The organism is Klebsiella sp. MS 92-3 (assembly GCF_000195655.1).
Classification (GTDB): Bacteria; Pseudomonadota; Gammaproteobacteria; order Enterobacterales; family Enterobacteriaceae; genus Klebsiella; species Klebsiella pneumoniae.
Genome location: NZ_GL882831.1, coordinates 2,158 through 19,850, shown reverse-complemented (window position 1 = coordinate 19,850; position 17,693 = coordinate 2,158). Strand labels below are relative to the sequence as shown.

General features: G+C 58.5%; 14 protein-coding genes. 3 read left to right on the top strand and 11 right to left on the bottom strand.

Annotated features, from left to right (window positions below; translation table 11 throughout):
- Positions 1–13: 13 nt before the first annotated feature.
- The 6 genes from apaH to lptD are packed head-to-tail and all read right to left on the bottom strand — an operon-like array spanning position 14 to position 6,749.
- Positions 14–862: a bis(5'-nucleosyl)-tetraphosphatase (symmetrical) ApaH gene (apaH, locus tag HMPREF9538_RS08630; protein ID WP_002888321.1), complete on the bottom strand. Its 849-nt coding sequence runs from the start codon at positions 860–862 to the stop codon at positions 14–16.
- Positions 863–866: 4 nt separating this feature from the next.
- Complete coding sequence (gene apaG, locus HMPREF9538_RS08635; protein WP_002888323.1) at positions 867–1,244, bottom strand: Co2+/Mg2+ efflux protein ApaG; 378 nt, start codon at positions 1,242–1,244, stop codon at positions 867–869.
- A 2-nt stretch (positions 1,245–1,246) separates the two neighbouring features.
- Positions 1,247–2,068, bottom strand: coding sequence for a 16S rRNA (adenine(1518)-N(6)/adenine(1519)-N(6))-dimethyltransferase RsmA (rsmA, locus tag HMPREF9538_RS08640; protein WP_002888324.1), 822 nt, complete (start codon positions 2,066–2,068; stop codon positions 1,247–1,249).
- Positions 2,065–3,054 carry a 4-hydroxythreonine-4-phosphate dehydrogenase PdxA gene (pdxA, locus tag HMPREF9538_RS08645; RefSeq protein WP_009485687.1) on the bottom strand — a complete coding sequence of 330 codons (990 nt, stop codon included), beginning with the start codon at positions 3,052–3,054 and terminating at the stop codon, positions 2,065–2,067. The genes rsmA and pdxA overlap by 4 nt, the downstream gene beginning before the upstream one ends.
- 5 nt (positions 3,055–3,059) lie before the next feature.
- On the bottom strand, positions 3,060–4,346 hold the full coding sequence (surA, locus tag HMPREF9538_RS08650; RefSeq protein ID WP_002888329.1) for a peptidylprolyl isomerase SurA: 1,287 nt from the start codon (positions 4,344–4,346) through the stop codon (positions 3,060–3,062).
- 54 nt (positions 4,347–4,400) lie between these two features.
- Positions 4,401–6,749 (bottom strand): LPS assembly protein LptD, encoded by a 2,349-nt coding sequence (gene lptD / locus HMPREF9538_RS08655; RefSeq protein WP_004147026.1) that lies wholly within the window; start codon positions 6,747–6,749, stop codon positions 4,401–4,403.
- 243 nt (positions 6,750–6,992) lie between these two features.
- On the opposite strand from lptD, the gene djlA reads away from it, so the two are divergent.
- Entirely contained in the window at positions 6,993–7,820 is an 828-nt protein-coding gene (gene djlA, locus HMPREF9538_RS08660; protein ID WP_002888332.1) for a co-chaperone DjlA, read from the top strand.
- Between the two features lie 32 nt (positions 7,821–7,852).
- Here the strand turns inward: djlA and HMPREF9538_RS08665 are convergent, their stop codons facing one another.
- Together HMPREF9538_RS08665 and HMPREF9538_RS08670 are read right to left on the bottom strand one after the other, a co-directional pair.
- Positions 7,853–8,551, bottom strand: a complete 699-nt coding sequence (locus HMPREF9538_RS08665; RefSeq protein ID WP_002888337.1) for a response regulator — start codon at positions 8,549–8,551, stop codon at positions 7,853–7,855.
- A complete protein-coding gene (locus HMPREF9538_RS08670) occupies positions 8,541–10,166 on the bottom strand; it encodes an ATP-binding protein (RefSeq protein ID WP_009485686.1) in 1,626 nt (541 codons plus the stop codon). Before HMPREF9538_RS08670 ends, HMPREF9538_RS08665 begins: the two co-directional genes overlap by 11 nt.
- A gap of 324 nt (positions 10,167–10,490) precedes the next feature.
- Here HMPREF9538_RS08670 and HMPREF9538_RS08675 point away from each other — a divergent pair, with 324 nt between their 5' ends.
- Positions 10,491–11,855, top strand: coding sequence for a 2-hydroxycarboxylate transporter family protein (locus HMPREF9538_RS08675; RefSeq protein ID WP_002888345.1), 1,365 nt, complete (start codon positions 10,491–10,493; stop codon positions 11,853–11,855).
- Positions 11,856–12,034: 179 nt separating this feature from the next.
- On the top strand, positions 12,035–12,574 hold the full coding sequence (gene citX, locus HMPREF9538_RS08680; RefSeq protein ID WP_004177428.1) for a citrate lyase holo-[acyl-carrier protein] synthase: 540 nt from the start codon (positions 12,035–12,037) through the stop codon (positions 12,572–12,574).
- 74 nt (positions 12,575–12,648) lie between these two features.
- Here the strand turns inward: citX and rluA are convergent, their stop codons facing one another.
- From rluA to HMPREF9538_RS08695, 3 genes are all read right to left on the bottom strand, one after another.
- On the bottom strand, positions 12,649–13,308 hold the full coding sequence (gene rluA / locus HMPREF9538_RS08685; protein ID WP_004145980.1) for a bifunctional tRNA pseudouridine(32) synthase/23S rRNA pseudouridine(746) synthase RluA: 660 nt from the start codon (positions 13,306–13,308) through the stop codon (positions 12,649–12,651).
- A gap of 12 nt (positions 13,309–13,320) precedes the next feature.
- Positions 13,321–16,227: an RNA polymerase-associated protein RapA gene (gene rapA / locus HMPREF9538_RS08690; RefSeq protein WP_004178574.1), complete on the bottom strand. Its 2,907-nt coding sequence runs from the start codon at positions 16,225–16,227 to the stop codon at positions 13,321–13,323.
- Positions 16,228–16,414: 187 nt separating this feature from the next.
- Positions 16,415–17,693, bottom strand: a 1,279-nt coding sequence (locus tag HMPREF9538_RS08695; protein WP_009485683.1) for a DNA polymerase II, incomplete at its 5' end; no start/stop codon positions are given.

Sequence of the window (17,693 nt, the reverse complement as noted above, 5' to 3'; positions counted from 1 at the left end):
CGGGGGGGAAGAGTCAGGACGCGACGGCTTCGCCTTCGTCGAGGCTTTTCTGCCGGTTTGACGGCTGGGTGAAGTACTGCTTATCTTCCCAGCGCAGGCAGGTGAGTTCCCCGCCCCAGCAGCAGCCGGTATCCAGGGCGTAAATCCCCTCCGGCGTGCCGCGTCCCTCCAGCGAAGCCCAGTGGCCAAAGGCAATGCTGTAGGCATTGCTGACCGGGCCGGGAATGGCAAACCACGGCTTCAGCGGCGCCGGGGCGTCCTCGGGCGCTTCCTTCGAATACATATCCAGCTGGCCGTTCGGGAAACAGTAGCGCATGCGGGTAAAGGCGTTAGAGATAAAGCGCAGGCGCGCCAGGCCGCTCAGCTCGTTGCTCCAGTGGTTCGGCATGTCGCCGTACATGGCATCGAGGAAGAAAGGATAGGAGTCGCTGGAGAGCACTGCTTCAACATCACGCGCGCACTGCTGGGCGGTCTCCAGATCCCACTGCGGCGTAATGCCGGCATGGGCCATCACCAGCTTTTTCTCTTCATCCACCTGCAGCAGCGGCTGGCGACGCAGCCAGTTGAGCAGCTCATCGGCATCCGGCGCTTCCAGCAGTGGTTTCAGACGATCCTTCGGCTTGTTGCGGCTGATACCGGCAAAGACCGCCAGCAGGTGTAAGTCATGGTTGCCCAGCACCAGTCGAACGCTGTCGCCCAGAGATTTGACATAGCGCAGGACCTCCAGCGATCCCGGGCCTCGGGCCACCAGATCGCCGGTCAGCCACAGCGTATCTCTCCGCGGATCGAATTCAACCTGCGCTAATAATGCGATCAGTTCATCGTAGCAACCGTGAACGTCGCCAATAAGGTATGTTGACATTGTTTTAATGAATGAGCGTTGGAACTGCGAGACGGAAAACAGGGATCTCAATACGGAACGGCGCGCCGTCGATATCGATCATCTCATAATGACCCTGCATGGTTCCCAGCGGCGTTTCAATCACTGCGCCGCTGGTATATTGATATTCACCGCCGGCGGGAATATGTGGTTGCTCGCCGACCACCCCTTCCCCCTGAACTTCAGTCTCACGACCGTGGCCGTTAGTGATGAGCCAGTAGCGGCCAAGCAGCTGAACCTGACTCCGCCCCAGGTTGCGAATGGTGACGGTGTAAGCGAAGACGTAGCGCTCTTCTTCCGGGGAAGACTGCGATTCGATATAGACGCTCTGTACCTGGACACACACCCGGGGCGAATGAATCATGGTTAGCTCTCCTTCGTTGGCAGATTGTCAGACAGCCAGTTGGCCATCAGGCAGTACTGCGCCACGGAAATATTTTCGGCGCGCATGGCCGGGTCGATGCCCAGCTCGGTCAGCACTTCCACGCTGAACAGATTGCCGAGACTGTTGCGGATAGTCTTGCGGCGCTGGTTGAACGCTTCGGTGGTGATGCGGCTCAGCACCCGGATCTCTTTGACCGGATACGGCATGGTGCTGTGCGGCACCAGGCGTACCACCGCGGAGTCGACCTTAGGCGGCGGGGTAAACGCGCTCGGCGGCACTTCGAGTACCGGGATCACCTGGCAATAATATTGCGCCATCACGCTTAACCGACCATACGCCTTACTGTTCGGTCCGGCAACCAGACGATTCACTACTTCCTTCTGCAGCATAAAGTGCATATCGGCAATGGCATCAGTATAGCTGAACAGATGGAACATCAGCGGGGTCGAGATATTGTACGGCAGGTTGCCGAAGACGCGCAGCGGCTGGCCCATTTTCTCCGCCAGTTCGCCAAAGTTCATGGTCATCGCATCCTGCTGATAGATGGTCAGCTTTGGACCGAGGAACGGATGCGTCTGCAGGCGAGCCGCCAGATCGCGGTCCAGTTCGATGACGGTCAGCTGGTCAAGGCGTTCGCCGACCGGCTCGGTCAGGGCCGCCAGGCCGGGGCCGATTTCAACCATCGCCTGGCCTTTCTGCGGGTTAATCGCCGAGACGATGCTGTCGATCACAAACTGATCGTTGAGGAAGTTCTGCCCGAAGCGTTTACGGGCTAAATGGCCCTGATGGACTCGATTATTCATTGGGTATTAACAATCATTTTGATGGCGAGATTAAGCGCCGTGATAAAACTGCCGACGTCCGCTTTTCCCTGGCCCGCTAATTCCAGTGCGGTGCCGTGGTCGACGGAGGTACGAATAAAAGGTAAACCGAGCGTAATGTTCACGCCGCGGCCAAAGCCCTGGTATTTTAGCACGGGCAGGCCCTGATCGTGGTACATCGCGAGTACCGCATCGGCATGATCAAGATATTTCGGCTGAAAGAGGGTGTCTGCCGGCAGCGGACCGCTGAGGTTCATCCCCTTTGCGCGCATCTCTTCCAGCACCGGAATGATGGTGTCTATCTCTTCTGTTCCCATATGGCCGCCTTCGCCAGCGTGCGGGTTAAGCCCGCAAACCAGCACATGCGGCTGGGCAATGCCAAATTTCGTGCGCAGGTCGTGATCGAGAATGGTGATGATCTCGCGCAGTAGCTCGGGGGTAATCGCTTCGCTGATGGCTTTCAACGGCAGATGGGTGGTGACCAGCGCCACCCGCAGCTCCTCGGTCGCCAACATCATCACCACTTTGCTGGCCTTCGCGCGCTCTTCAAAGAACTCGGTATGACCTGTAAAGGCGATACCGGCGTCGTTGATGTTGCCTTTATGCACCGGGCCGGTCACTAACGCCGCAAACTCGCCGCTAAGGCAACCGTCGCAGGCGCGCGCCAGCGTCTCCACTACGTAGGCGCCGTTTTGCACATTCAGTACGCCGGGCTCCGCCGGGACGTTTAGCGGCACGTTCAGCAGCGTCAGGGTACCGGCGCGCTGAGGAACAGGAGGTTGCGCGGGATCGTAAGGGAGGAGAGATAAAGGAAGACCGAGCCGCTTGGCTCGGTCAGTTAACAGGGCGCCATCGGCGCAAATCACCAGCTCAGCTGGCCAGTCGCGCTGGGCAAGCTGCACGACCAGGTCAGGGCCAATCCCGGCGGGTTCGCCGGGAGTGATAACAACTTTACGGGTTTCAGGCATCGATATTAGTTGCTCAGAATTTTAACATACGCACTGGCGCGCTGTTCCTGCATCCAGGTTGCCGCTTCTTCAGAGAATTTGCGGTTCATCAGCATGCGGTAAGCACGATCTTTCTGCGCGGCGTCGGTTCTGTCGACCTGACGGCTATCCAGCAGTTCGATCAGATGCCAGCCAAAGGAAGAGTGCACCGGTCCGCTGGTCTGCCCTTTGTTCAGACGCATCAGCGCATCGCGGAACGCCGGGTCAAAGATGTCCGGCGTGGCCCAGCCTAAATCACCGCCCTGGTTTGCCGAACCCGGATCTTCCGAATAGGTTTTCGCCGCTTGAGCAAACGTGATTTTCCCGCTCTTAATCTCGGCTGCGATCTGTTCCAGCTTAGCCTGAGCCTGGGCATCGTTCATGATCGGCGACGGTTTCAGCAGAATATGACGGGCGTGAACCTCGGTAACGGAGATATTCTGGGTACCACCGCGCAGGTCGTTGACTTTCAGAATGTGGAAACCAACGCCGGAACGAATCGGACCGACGATATCCCCTTTCTTCGCGGTGCTTAACGCCTGAGCGAAAATGCCCGGCAGTTCCTGGATACGGCCCCAGCCCATCTGGCCACCCTTCAGCGCCTGTTGGTCAGCGGAGTAGGTGATCGCCAGTTTGCCGAAGTTGGCGCCGTTGCGCGCCTGCTCAACGATGGAGTTTGCTTGCTCCTGGGCCGCGGCGACTTCGTCAGAGGTCGGGTTCTCCGGCAGCGGGATCAGGATGTGGCTCAGGTTGAGCTCGGTGCTGGCGTCGTTCTGGTCGCCGATCTGTTTCGCCAGCGCTTCCACTTCCTGCGGCAGCACGGTGATGCGACGACGCACTTCATTGTTACGCACTTCCGAAATCAGCATCTCTTTACGGATCTGGTTACGGTAGGTGTTGTAGTTGATGCCTTCATAGGCCAGACGGCTGCGCATCTGATCCAAGGTCATATTATTTTGTTTGGCGATGTTGGCGATAGCCTGATCGAGCTGGTCGTCAGAGATCTTCACGCCCATCTTCTGCCCCATCTGTAACACGATCTGGTCCATGATCAGTCTTTCGAGGATTTGATGGCGCAGGGTGGCGTCATCCGGCAGCTGTTGGCCAGCCTGACCAGCATTGAGCTTAACCGATTGCATCAAACCATCGACGTCGCTTTCCAGCACGACGCCATTATTGACGACGGCCGCTACTTTATCGACCACCTGGGGGGCAGCGAAACTGGTATTCGCGATCATGGCGATACCGAGAAGCAGCGTTTTCCAGTTCTTCATACTTTTTCCATTTCGATTAACCGCAAATGCGGATGATGTTGTAAACCAGCCGCATCACAGGGAGCTCTGGTACGGTAAAATGTTCGAGCGCAGCATCTGCTGGGTGCCGAGGCCGTAGTTAGAGCTCAGACCGCGCAATTCGATATTGATTCCGAAGGTGTTATCGTATTTGCTCTCGCCGCCGTTGTCGTTGCTGTTCCAGCCGTTGACTTTACGTTCGTAGCCAAGACGGATGGCGTAGCAGCAGGAGTTATACTGCACACCCAACATCTGGTTTGCTGCTTTCCGGGTATTAGTATCGTAGTAGTAGGCCCCGACCACGGACCAGCGATCGACAATCGGCCAACTGGCGGTCATCCCCACCTGCGAAATACCCTGTTTATATTGTGCCGCGGTGGAATATGACGGCAGCGTGGCCTGAATATATTCCGGGCTGGCGTAACGATAGTTAAGCTGAACTAAGCGGTTCTCATCGCGACGGTATTCAATGGTGCCGTTACCAGTGGCAACGTTATCCAGACGCGTATCGTACTGGATCCCTCCGCGCAGACCCCATTCATCGGCAATGCGCCAGTAGGTATCGCCGGCCCAGACCAGTGAACCCGTGGTATCGTTGTTCTCCCAGTTGATGTTGTCATCACCGGTGCGTGACTCGGTGAAATAGTAGATTTGACCAACGGAAATATTAAAACGTTCCACCGCGGCGGCATCATACACGCGCGAGGTGAGCCCGGTGGTGACCTGATTAGCCGACGCGATGCGGTCCAGACCGCTATAGGTACGGTCGCGGAACAGACCGGTGTAATCCGACTGCAACAGCGTGGAGTCGTAGTTGCCGATTTCACTCTGATCGCGGTACGGCACGTACAGATACTGCACGCGCGGTTCCAGCGTTTGGGTGAATCCCTCCTGCAGGTCGCGTTCAAAGACCATTTTGCCGTCGACTTTAAACTGCGGCATTACGCGGCTGACGGACTCTTTATAGTCAGTGCCGTTGGCGGCATTGTACTTATCGAGGTTGCTCTGCTGGTAGTGAGTCGCCAGCAGCTTGGCTTCGGTATTCAGACTGCCCCAACCGTTGGACAGCGGCAGGTTGATCGTCGGTTCGAAGTGAACGCGGGTCGCTTCCGGCATGTTGTTATTCGAGTTAACAAAATGGGCAACCTGTCCATAGAGATGGGTATCGAACGGACCGACATCATTCTGGTAGTAGTTGACGTCGAGCTGCGGCTCAGCCGAATAGGAGTTGCTCGATTCGCGGTCAAAGACCTGGAACTGTTTGGTCGATACCGTGGCGTCAAAGTTCTGGTTGACGTAACCGGCGCTGAATTTCTGCGTCGCATAGCCATCGGTACTGGAACCATATTTCGAGCTGAAGTCGTTGAAGTAGTCAGGATCGCTGACCTTGGTGTAGTCAGCGTTCAGACGCCATACCTGATCGATAACCCCTGAGTGGTTCCAGTAGAACAGCCAGCGGCGGCTGTTGCTGTCGCTCGAGTGGTCGTCTTCGTAGACTTTATCCGACGGCAGGTAGTCGAATTCAGTTAAGCCGCTGCCGAGCTGGGTCAGATAGCGGAACTCGTTTTCCCACATCACGCCGCCGCGTTTGTTCATATAGTGCGGAGTAATGGTGGCATCGAAGTTTGGCGCGATGTTCCAGTAGTACGGCAGGGAGAATTCCACGCCGTTTTTGGTGCTGTATTTCGCGTTCGGGATCAGGAAGCCTGAACGACGCTTATCGCCCACCGGCAGCTGCAGGTAGGGGCTATAGAAAATCGGCACAGAGCCAAGCTTGAAGCGGGCGTTCCAGATCTCGGCAACCTGCTCTTCGCGATCGTGGATAACTTCGCTGCCGACGACGCTCCAGGTGTCGGAGCCCGGCAGACAGGAGGTAAAGCTGCCGTTTTCGAGAATGGTATAGCGGTTTTCACCGCGCTGTTTCATCAGGTCGGCGGTGCCGCGTCCCTGGCGTCCGACCATTTGATAATCGCCCTGCCAGACGTTGGTATCTTTGGTATTCAGATTCGACCAGGCTTTTGGCCCTTTGAGGATCACCTGGTTATCGTCGTAATGCACGTTGCCCAGCGCGTCCACCGTGCGCACCGGCTGCGCCTGGCCCGCGGCCTGCTGCTGATGCAGCTGAACTTCGTCGGCGCGGAGGCGACTATTCCCCTGGTTAATATCGACGTTGCCGGTAAAGACGGCGTTGTCCGGGTAGTTGCCCTTCGCATGATCGGCGTTAATCGTCACCGGCAGATCGCCAGGACGACCTTCCACGAGCGGACGATCATAGCTTGGCACGCCAAGCATACATTGCGTTGCGAGATCGGCAGCGAGGCCTTGTTGGCTATACAAGGCGCTGGCAATCATCGTAGCCAGGAGGCTGGGAATACGTTTTTTCATACGTTGTATTTATTGTTCCATCATCTTGTGACAGCGGCTTGCAAACGGTCAGAGCCTAACTTACTCAACATTATCACGCTAGTGTTAATCCTGCCCGTTTCGAGCCCGAGCGTTAGGCACCCTGTTGAATGACGAGTATGATAAAGCAAATTATAGGCTATGTCCCACAATTGACCGAGGCGCGAGTGCCGGGTAACGTGCGGTCATATTCGAGCTTAACGGCGATAAACAGTTGGGGAGTCTATGCAGTATTTGGGTAAAGTGATTGGCGTGGCAGTGGCTTTGCTGATGGGTGGTGGGTTCTGGGGCGTGGTGCTTGGCTTTCTGGTCGGCCATATGTTTGACCGGGCGCGCAGCCGCCGGTTAAATCTCTTCGCCAATCAGCAGGAGCGTCAGTCGCTCTTCTTTTCCACCACCTTCGAAGTGATGGGGCACCTGACCAAATCCAAGGGCCGCGTTACCGAAGCGGATATTCATGTCGCTAATGTGCTAATGGATCGCATGAACCTGCATGGCGCCTCGCGCACCGCGGCGCAGCAGGCGTTTCGCGACGGTAAGGCCGACAACTATCCCCTGCGCGAGAAAATGCGTCAGCTGCGCAGCGTCTGCTTTGGCCGTTTCGATCTGATTCGGATGTTTCTGGAAATTCAGCTGCAGGCGGCGTTCGCTGATGGCGAACTGCATCCTAACGAACGGGAAGTGCTGTTCGTCATTGCCGACGAGCTCGGCATCTCCCGCGCCCAGTTCGATCAATTCCTGCGGATGATGCAGGGCGGCGCCCAGTTTGGCGGCGGTTCGCAGCAGCGCTCTTATGGCCAGCATGGCGGCAACGCCGGCTGGCAGCAGGCGCAGCGTGGGCCGACCCTCGAAGATGCCTGCAATGTGCTGGGAGTAAAACCGACCGACGACGCGGCGACGGTGAAGCGCGCCTATCGCAAGCTGATGAACGAACATCATCCGGACAAGCTGGTAGCGAAAGGTCTGCCGCCGGAGATGATGGAGATGGCCAAACAGAAGGCCCAGGAGATCCAGAAGGCCTGGGAGCTGATCAAAGAGCAGCGCGGCTTCTGACGTTTCCAGCCCCTCCCGTCCGGCGAGGGGTTTTAACTTTTGACCTTAGCGCGGCGATACAGCCGCCGCGGATGGCCAATTTTTCCGTACAGCATCTCCACTTCCAGAAAACCGGTCTCAACGCCGTGCTCCAGATAGCGACGGGCGGTGGTTTTGCTGAGCCCGGCGGCGCTGACCACTTCATCAACGGAAAAACAGTGCGCTTCCCGGTCGCTAAACAGTCCCTGCACCAGCGCCAGCGTTTTCTCTTCAATCCCCTTGCTGCCGCTATCCACGCGATAGTTCTTCGCCTGCAGTTGATAGAGGGAATCGACGTTTTGCTGATCGACGATTTTCCACTCCCGTTGCTGATCGTAGAACTGGATAAAGCGCTCCAGCGACTGGCTCAGCCGCTTCCATGATACCGGCTTAAGGATATAGTCGAAGGCGCCGTTGCGGATGGCCTGGCTGCAGGTTTCCATATCGCTGGCGGCGGTGATAAAGATCACCGAGCATTGGCTGGTCGCCAGCGCCGGGTCGGTCATCAGCGTGACGCCTTTGCCGTCCGGTAAATAGTTATCCAGCAGCACCAGCTGCGGCGGCGTGGCGTGAAGCAGCTGCCGCGCCTGGGCGAGGGAGGCCGCCATGCCTGCCAGCCGCAGTCGCGGGTGTTTTTGCACAAGCTCGGCGTGCAGGCGCGCCAGTTCGCTCTCATCTTCAATGATTAGCACATCGACCAGGTCATGATGCATCGTGGGCCTCCGGTTGCGGACAGGCGTGCGCGTCGGCCGGGATAAATAGGGTGAAGATCGTTCCCCGCGGCGCGTTATCGGCGACTTCGATGGTGCCGCCCGCCTGAGTGACATAATGTTCAATAAGATACAGACCAATGCCGTGATCGCCACGGGTTTTGGTGGTGACGCCGCGTTCAAAAATGCGCTCGCGGATATCGGGGCGGATGCCGACGCCGCGGTCGGCCACTTCGATAATCAACTCCCGGGCGTTGAGCTGGATCAGGACTTCCACCGGCTCATGCGGCAGCTCGGCACGCTGCGTGGCTTCGATGGCGTTATCCAGCAGGTTGCCGATGATGGAGATCAGCTCGGATTCCATCAGCGACGGCAGGGGGCGGTCGATGCGGCAGGCCGGGTCGAAGCTCAGCGCCACGCCTTTTTCGCGGGCGCGGGTGGCTTTGCCGAGCAGCAGACCGCATAGCGTCGGCGAGTGGAAGTGCGAGGAGATAAAGTCCAGTAGCTCCTGAGCATGTTCCGACTGGGCCTGAATATAGCGGATCGCTTCGTCATAATGGCCCATATGCAGCAGGCCGGAGAGGGTAGTCATCCGGTTGAGCTGCTCGTGGCGCATGATGCGCAGATTGTCGACATAGCGCTTCACCTGGCTCAGCTGGGCGGTGAGGGCATTGATTTCATTGCGGTCACGGAATGTGATCACCCAGCCCTGCAGGGTATTCTCCAGCATAATGCGCACCCGACTGGCGAGCACGGTCAACTGGTTGAAGCGGCACAGCTCATCGTGGGTATCGCGTTCGAGCATGTCGCCGCTGGCGAAAAAGGGCTGCGGCGAAATGACGCTGTCGATCGACTGACCGCGCAGCTGGCGGGCGGGCTGGCTGAGCCCCAGCAGGCTGCGGGCGGCATGGTTTATCACCTCAATACGCCGCTGGCGATCGATGACGATCACCCCCTCAAAGATCGACTCCATCATCGCCTTTTGCTGGCGAACCAGCAGGCCAATTTCCCGCGGCTCGAGCGAAAAAATCTGCTTCTTGATGCTGCGGGTAAAGTACCAGGAGAAGATAAACAGGGCGATGAGCAGCAGGACGGCGGCGATAAAAATATTGATCACTTTAGTCAGAGTAATGCTGTCGAGATAGCTGGTGAGGTAGCCGACGGAGACAATACCGATCACTCGCCCTGCGTCATCAACGATGGGCGTTTTGCTGCGCAGCGAGACCCCGAGGCCGCCTTTGCGAATGGTGGTGATGGATTTTCCTTCCAGTACCGCCTGGTTGTCGCCGCCGACCAGTCGGGTGCCGACCCACTCCGGATGGACGGAATGAAACAGATGAACTCCCTGACGGTCGCCGATGACGATAAAGCTGGCGTCGCTATGGGCGGCGATTTGCTGCATAAACGCCTGAATCGCCTGTGGGTCGTGCCGGCTGACCTGTTGACGTAAATTCGGCATCAGGGCTATCTCTTCGGCCTGTATTTTGGCCCGGGCGCTCATCTCCTGATAAAGCTGGCGGCTGGCGTCAAAATAATAATAAATGCCCAGCGCGATAAAAAGGATCGAGAAAAAAGCGACCAGAGAAATAAACAGCTTATATTGAAAAGATAATTTCATAGGCCCCGGACGACGTATTAACCATACCGGCACTCTATCATTTTTCTGTCACGTGACGTAAATGTTAAGGGAAAGTTGTGATCAGCGGCGCAGGCGCGGGCTGCCGCCAGCGGTCGCGGCGGAAATAGGCGGCCGGCGGGAAATAAAAACCATAAAAACCACAGTCATAAATCAGAGATATATCACTCCCGGGCAGTTCAGCGAATAAAAACCATAAAAACCATAGTGACCATTAAAACTTCTTTTTTAATCTGGGAAGCTTCACATTAACGACGCCGCTGTCCCTTTACGCTGAAAATGAATAATAACGACAGGGCTGAATTTATGAGCACCACAGACAATGCATTCTCTGCAACCCTTGAACCGATCGATACGCCGAAAACCACGCTCAAGCAGCGCTGGTGGCATATTATGGATAACTGGAAGGTGGGGATCGTCCCGCTGCCGCTGTTTCTGCTGGCCGGAGGACTGATTGCCCTCGACTGCCTTGGCGGCAAACTGCCGAGCGATATCGTGGTGATGGTGGCCACCCTGGCTTTCTTTGGCTTCGCCTGCGGCGAGTTTGGTAAACGCCTCCCGGTGCTGGGGAAACTCGGTGCGGCGGCGATCTGCGCCACCTTTATTCCTTCCGCGCTGGTCCACTATGGTCTGCTGCCTGACGTGGTTATTGAATCCACGACCAAATTCTATAAATCCACTAACATCCTCTATCTCTATATCTGCTGCATCATTGTCGGCAGCATCATGAGTATGAACCGCACCACGCTGATTCAGGGCTTTCTGAAGATCTTCTTCCCGATGCTGTGCGGCGAAGTGGTCGGCATGCTGGTGGGCATCGGCGTCGGCACGCTGCTGGGCATGGAGCCGTTCCAGGTGTTCTTCTTTATCGTGCTGCCGATTATGGCCGGCGGCGTGGGAGAGGGGGCGATCCCGCTGTCAATGGGTTATGCCGCGCTGATGCATATGGAGCAGGGCGTGGCCCTGGGCCGGGTATTGCCGATGGTGATGCTTGGCAGCCTGACGGCGATCGTCATCTCCGGCTGCCTCAACCAGCTCGGCAAGCGCTTCCCGCATCTGACCGGCGAAGGGCAACTGATGCCGAACCGCAGCCATGAAACCCGCAGCCTCAGCGAGAGCGAAGGCGTGAGCGGTAAGACCGACGTTGGGACCCTCGCCTCCGGCGCGCTGCTGGCGGTACTGCTGTATATGATGGGGATGCTCGGCCACAAACTGATTGGTCTGCCGGCGCCGGTAGGCATGCTGTTCCTCGCGGTGCTGTTAAAGCTGGCTAACGTGGTGTCTCCGCGTCTGCAGGAGGGGTCGCAGATGGTGTATAAATTCTTCCGCACCGCGGTCACCTACCCGATCCTCTTTGCCGTCGGCGTGGCGATCACCCCGTGGCAGGAACTGGTAAACGCCTTCACTTTAACCAACCTGCTGGTGATCGTCAGTACCGTCTCCGCGCTGGTGGCGACCGGTTTCCTGGTTGGTAAAAAGATAGGGATGCACCCGATCGATGTGGCGATTGTTTCCTGTTGCCAGAGCGGGCAGGGCGGCACCGGCGATGTGGCGATCCTGACCGCCGGCAACCGCATGAGCCTGATGCCGTTCGCGCAGATCGCTACCCGCATCGGCGGGGCGATAAATGTCTCGCTGGGGTTGCTGTTCCTCAGCCACTATCTGGCGTGATATAACGCTACGCTCAGCGATAAATCTGCTATTTTCCGCTACAGAACGCCGAAAATATCTGCGTTCTGTATCCTAAATGCTCCGCATTTAGCGTTACAATCAGCGCGCGATCGGCTATCGCAACCATCATCATGACAGTCCAGGCGCTGTCGCATTTATCATATGTAGGAGAGGAATTAATGTCAGTGGATACTCCCGCCCAGGCGGGCGTCAGCATCGAGGCATTGCTGGCGGCGAAAGAGCAGCGTGCAGCCCGCCAGGCCGACTGGTTGGCCCATTATCAGCAGCCTGTTATTTCCCTGACCCTGGTGACCCCGGGGGCGGTGAAGGACAGCATTCGCTATCGCAATATGATGGGCGTTGCCCTCCAGGCCTGCGATCAGCTGCTGTGGAAGCACCGCTGGCAAACGCTGGATCGTCAGGTGCTATGGCTGCCGACCGGGCCAGAAGCGCTGTGGTGCGTAGCGCATCCGGCCAGCGAAATCAAAGCGATGTGCAGTACGCTGGAGCAGAGCCATCCGCTGGGACGCCTGTGGGATATCGATGTAATCTGTCCGCAGAACGGGCTGGTGGGACGCCAGTCGCTGGGCGAATCGCAGCGCCGCTGCCTGCTGTGCGATGAGCCGGCGCACGCCTGTGCGCGCAGCCGTCGTCACGACACCGATCTCGTCGTCGCCCGCGTTGAGCAGATGATTGACGCGTGGTTCGCCCGCGATTAATCGGGATTGTTTTCTGTATCCTCACTAATCCGAGTTGCACGCAGCCAACCCGCATGCAACTCGAAGTGTGAGCGTTAAAAGTCGATCGGCGCGCGAAAGGTCATCGCGTTGCCGTAGGCAGGATGGGTGATGGTGAGCGTCTCGGCGTGCAGCAGCAGGCGCGGGGCCATCGCCAGCGCCTCCGGCGTGGCATAGAAGCGGTCGCCAAGGATCGGATGCCCCAGCGCCAGCATATGCACGCGCAGCTGGTGCGACCGTCCGGTAATCGGCTTCAGGCGCACGCGGGCGGTGTTATCTTCTGCGTACTCCAGCACCTCATATTCGGTTTGCGCCGCTTTGCCGGTTTCATAGCACACCTTCTGCATTGGCCGGTTCGGCCAGTCGCAAATCAGCGGTAAATCCACGAGGCCTTCCGCCGGCTGCGGATGGCCCCAGACGCGGGCGACGTACTGCTTCTTCGGCTCGCGCTCGCGGAACTGACGCTTCAGTTCACGCTCGGCGGCTTTATTCAGCGCCACCACAATCACGCCGCTGGTGGCCATATCCAGGCGATGCACCGATTCGGCCTGCGGGAAGTCGCGCTGAATGCGCGTCATCACGCTGTCTTTATGCTCCTCAAGACGACCGGGGACGGACAACAAGCCGCTCGGCTTGTTGACCACCATGATGTGCTCATCCTGATACAGGATCACCAGCCAGGGATCCTGCGGCGGATTGTAGTTTTCCATCGCCATGTTCGCGTTCCGTTACTGGTGAGTGACGACGATCAGACGCAGCGCGTCCAGACGCCATCCGGCCTGCGCCAGCGCATCCATCACCTGCTGACGGTTGCTTTCGATCGCCGCCAGTTCGTCGTCACGGATGTTCGGGTTCACCGCCTTCAGCGCTTCCAGACGCGACAGCTCCGCCGTCAGCTTTTCATCGGCTTCGTTACGCGCCGCGTCGATCAGCCCCTGCGCCGCTTTGGCGATCTGCGCTTCACCCTGCTGCAGAATCGCATGAACGTCCTGCTGCACCGCATTGACCAGCTTGCTACCGGTATGGCGGTTGACCGCGCTCAGCTGGCGGTTGAAGCTTTCGAACTCCACCTGCGCGGCGAGGTTGTTGCCGTTTTTATCCAGCAGCATGCGAACCGGGGTCGCCGGCAGGAAGCGGTTGAGCTGCAGCTGCTTCGGCGCCTGCGCTTCGACGACATAGATCAGCTCCAGCAGCAGGGTGCCGACCGGCAGCGCCTTGTTCTTCAGCAGGGAAATGGTGCTGCTGCCGGTATCACCGGAGAGGATCAGGTCCAGACCGTTGCGTATCAGCGGGTGTTCCCAGGTAATAAATTGCGCATCTTCACGCGACAGCGCCACGTCACGTTCGAAGGTGATGGTGCAACCGTCTTCCGGCAGGCCCGGGAAATCCGGCACCAGCATATGGTCGGAAGGGGTGAGGACGATCAGGTTTTCACCGCGGTCGTCCTGGTTGATGCCGACGATATCGAACAGGTTCATCGAGAAAGCGATCAGGCTGGTGTCGTCATCCTGCTCTTCGATGCTCTCCGCCAGGGCCTGGGCTTTCTCGCCGCCGTTGGAGTGGATCTCCAGCAGACGGTCGCGGCCCTGCTCCAGCTGCGCCTTCAGGGCATCATGCTGTTGGCGGCAGGATTTGATCAGATCGTCAAAGCCGTCGGTGGATTCCGGCGCCGCAAGATAGTTGATCAGTTCATCGTGCACGCTGTCGTAGACGGTGCGACCGGTCGGGCAGGTATGTTCGAAGGCGTCGAGCCCTTCGTGATACCAGCGCACCAGCACCGACTGCGCGGTTTTTTCCAGGTACGGAACGTGGATCTGGATATCGTGCGCCTGGCCGATACGGTCGAGACGACCGATACGCTGCTCCAGCAGATCCGGGTTAAACGGCAGGTCGAACATCACCAGGTTGCTGGCGAACTGGAAGTTGCGTCCTTCGGAGCCGATCTCGGAGCACAGCAGCACCTGGGCGCCGGTGTCTTCTTCAGCAAACCACGCCGCGGCGCGGTCGCGTTCGATAATCGACATCCCTTCATGGAACACCGCGGCGCGGATGCCTTCGCGCTCGCGCAGCACCTGCTCCAGCTGCAGGGCGGTGGCGGCCTTAGCGCAGATTACCAGCACCTTCTGCGAGCGATGGCTGGTCAGGTAGCCCATCAGCCACTCGACGCGCGGGTCGAAGTTCCACCAGGTACCGGTATCACCTTCAAATTCCTGATAGATCTGCTCCGGATAGAGCATGTCGCGCGCGCGCTCTTCCGCGGTTTTGCGCGCGCCCATAATACCGGAGACCTTGATGGCCGTCTGGTACTGGGTCGGCAGCGGCAGACGAATGGTGTGCAGCTCGCGTTTCGGGAAACCTTTGACGCCGTTACGGGTATTACGGAACAGCACGCGGCTGGTGCCGTGGCGGTCCATCAGCATCGAGATCAGCTCCTGGCGCGCGGCCTGGGCATCTTCGCGATCGCTGTTGGCGGCCTGCAGCAGCGGCTCGATATCCTGCTCGCCGATCAGATCGCCCAGGGTATTGAGTTCGCTATCGCTCAGCTTGTTGCCCGCCAGCAGCAGCGCGACGGCGTCGGCCACCGGACGGTAGTTCTGCTGTTCTTCGACAAACTGTTCAAAATCGTGGAAGCGGTTCGGATCCAACAGACGCAGGCGCGCAAAATGGCTCTCCATTCCCAGCTGTTCCGGCGTCGCGGTCAGCAGCAGGATACCCGGCACGCGCTCAGCCAGCTGTTCAATAGCCTGATATTCACGGCTCGGCGCCTCTTCGCTCCACACCAGGTGGTGCGCTTCGTCGACCACCATCAGGTCCCACTCGGCGTCGCACAGGTGCTCCAGGCGCTGCTTGCTGCGACGCACGAAGTCTAAAGAGCAGATCACCAGCTGTTCGGTTTCGAACGGATTGTAGGCATCGTGCTGCGCTTCGGCGTAGCGCTCGTCGTCGAACAGCGAGAAACGCAGGTTGAAACGGCGCAGCATCTCCACCAGCCACTGGTGCTGGAGGGTTTCCGGGACCACGATCAGCACGCGCTCGGCGGCGCCGGAGAGCAGCTGCTGGTGCAGGATCATCCCGGCTTCAATGGTTTTACCTAAGCCCACTTCATCGGCCAGCAGGACGCGCGGCGCGTGACGACGGCCCACATCGTGGGCAATATGCAGCTGGTGCGGGATCAGGCTGGTGCGCTGGCCGCGCAGGCCGCTCCACGGCATGCGGTACTGTTCGCTCTGGAACTTGCGCGCGCGGTAGCGCAGGGCAAAGCGATCCATACGGTCGATTTGGCCGGCGAACAGGCGGTCCTGCGGTTTGCTGAATACCAGTTTGCTGTCGAGCAGCACTTCACGCAGGGTGACGTTCGCTTCCTGGGTGTCCAGGCGGGTGCCAGTGTAGGACAGCAGCCCGTTCTCTTCATTCACTTTGTCAACGTGGAGCTGCCAGCCTTCATGGCTGGTGATGGTGTCGCCCGGGTTAAACATTACGCGGGTGATCGGGGAATCGTTGCGAGAGTACAGACGGTTTTCGCCGATGGCGGGGAAAAGGAGAGTGACCATGCGCGCATCCAGCGCTACCACCGTCCCTAATCCTAGTTCGCTCTCTGTGTCGCTAATCCAGCGTTGACCAAGTGTAAAAGGCATATATGTTCGGCTCTTTAGTTCTTTAATTGCAGGCAATAGTTGATCATCTCCATGAACAATCGGAGATGCGTCAAAATTGGGGCCAGGAATGGAAAGGGCGCTATATTACTGGATGGCAGAACGTTCGTCACGTTCTCCTCACGCTTCATTTTTAGGCTTTCGTGCCCGTGGAATGGGTGACCAAAAATCAAAATAGCCCCAACTGTCCTGTCACTATTGTAGCAAAGTCATCGTTGACGAAGGGCAGGATCCCTTCCGCCACCGGCTGCAACTGCTTTGTTAAATAGTGATCGTAATCGAGCGGCGACTGCTGGTAATCCACCGGCTCCGGGCCGCTGGTGGTCCAGACGTATTTGATGGTGCCGCGCTGCTGATACTGCTGCGCCCGCCCAAGCTTCAGGTTGTGTTCATCGGCAAGCCGGGCGGCGCGCACGTGCGGCGGTACGTTGCGCTGATACTCCGCCAGCGGCCGGCGCAGGCGTTTGCGATAAACCAGCTGTTCGTCGAGCTCGCCGTTCATCAGCCTGGCGATAGTCTCCCGCACATAATCCTGATACGGCTGGTTGCGGAAGATGCGCAGGTATAACTCCTGTTGAAACTGCTGGGCCAGCGGCGTCCAGTCGGTACGCACCGTTTCCAGCCCCTTAAACACCATGCGCTGGGCATCGCCCTCCTGAATCATCCCGGCATAGCGCTTCTTGCTGCCGGTATCGGCGCCGCGGATCGTCGGCATTAAAAAGCGGCAGAAGTGGGTTTCATACTCCAGCTCCAGGGCGCTGGTAAGCTGGCTTTTGCTAAGCTCCTGCGCCCACCAGGCGTTGACATCGCTGACCAGCTCGCGGCCGATCTCCGCCGCCTGGGCTTCGCTGTGCGGGCGCTTAAGCCAGACGAAGGTGGAGTCGGTATCGCCGTAGATAACGTCATAGCCTTTGGCTTCAATTAACGCTTTGGTCTGGCGCATGATCGCATGGCCGCGCATGGTGATCGACGAGGCGAGACGCGGGTCGAAGAAGCGGCAGGCGCTGGTCCCCAGCACGCCGTAAAAGGCGTTCATAATGATCTTCAGCGCCTGGGAGAGCGGCTTATTGTGCTGGCGTTTGGCTTCATCCCGGCCGTGCCAGATCTGGCTGACAATCCCCGGCAGGCAGTGCTTATCTCGCGAGAAGCGGGCGCCGAGGAAGCCCTCGATACTGTGCTGGTCATCGGGTTGCGCCAGCCCTTCAACCAGGCCGACCGGATCGATTAAAAAGGTACGAATAATCGACGGATACAGGCTTTTATAGTCCAGCACCAGCACCGAGTCATACAGGCCGGGGCGGGAGTCCATCACGTAGCCGCCGGGGCTCGCCTGCGGCGGTACGTCGCCGAGATTCGGCGCCACGTAGCCCAGGCGGTGCATGCGCGGGAAATAGAGATGGCTGAAGGCGGCGACCGAGCCCCCGGGGCGGGGGGGGGGGGGGGGGGGG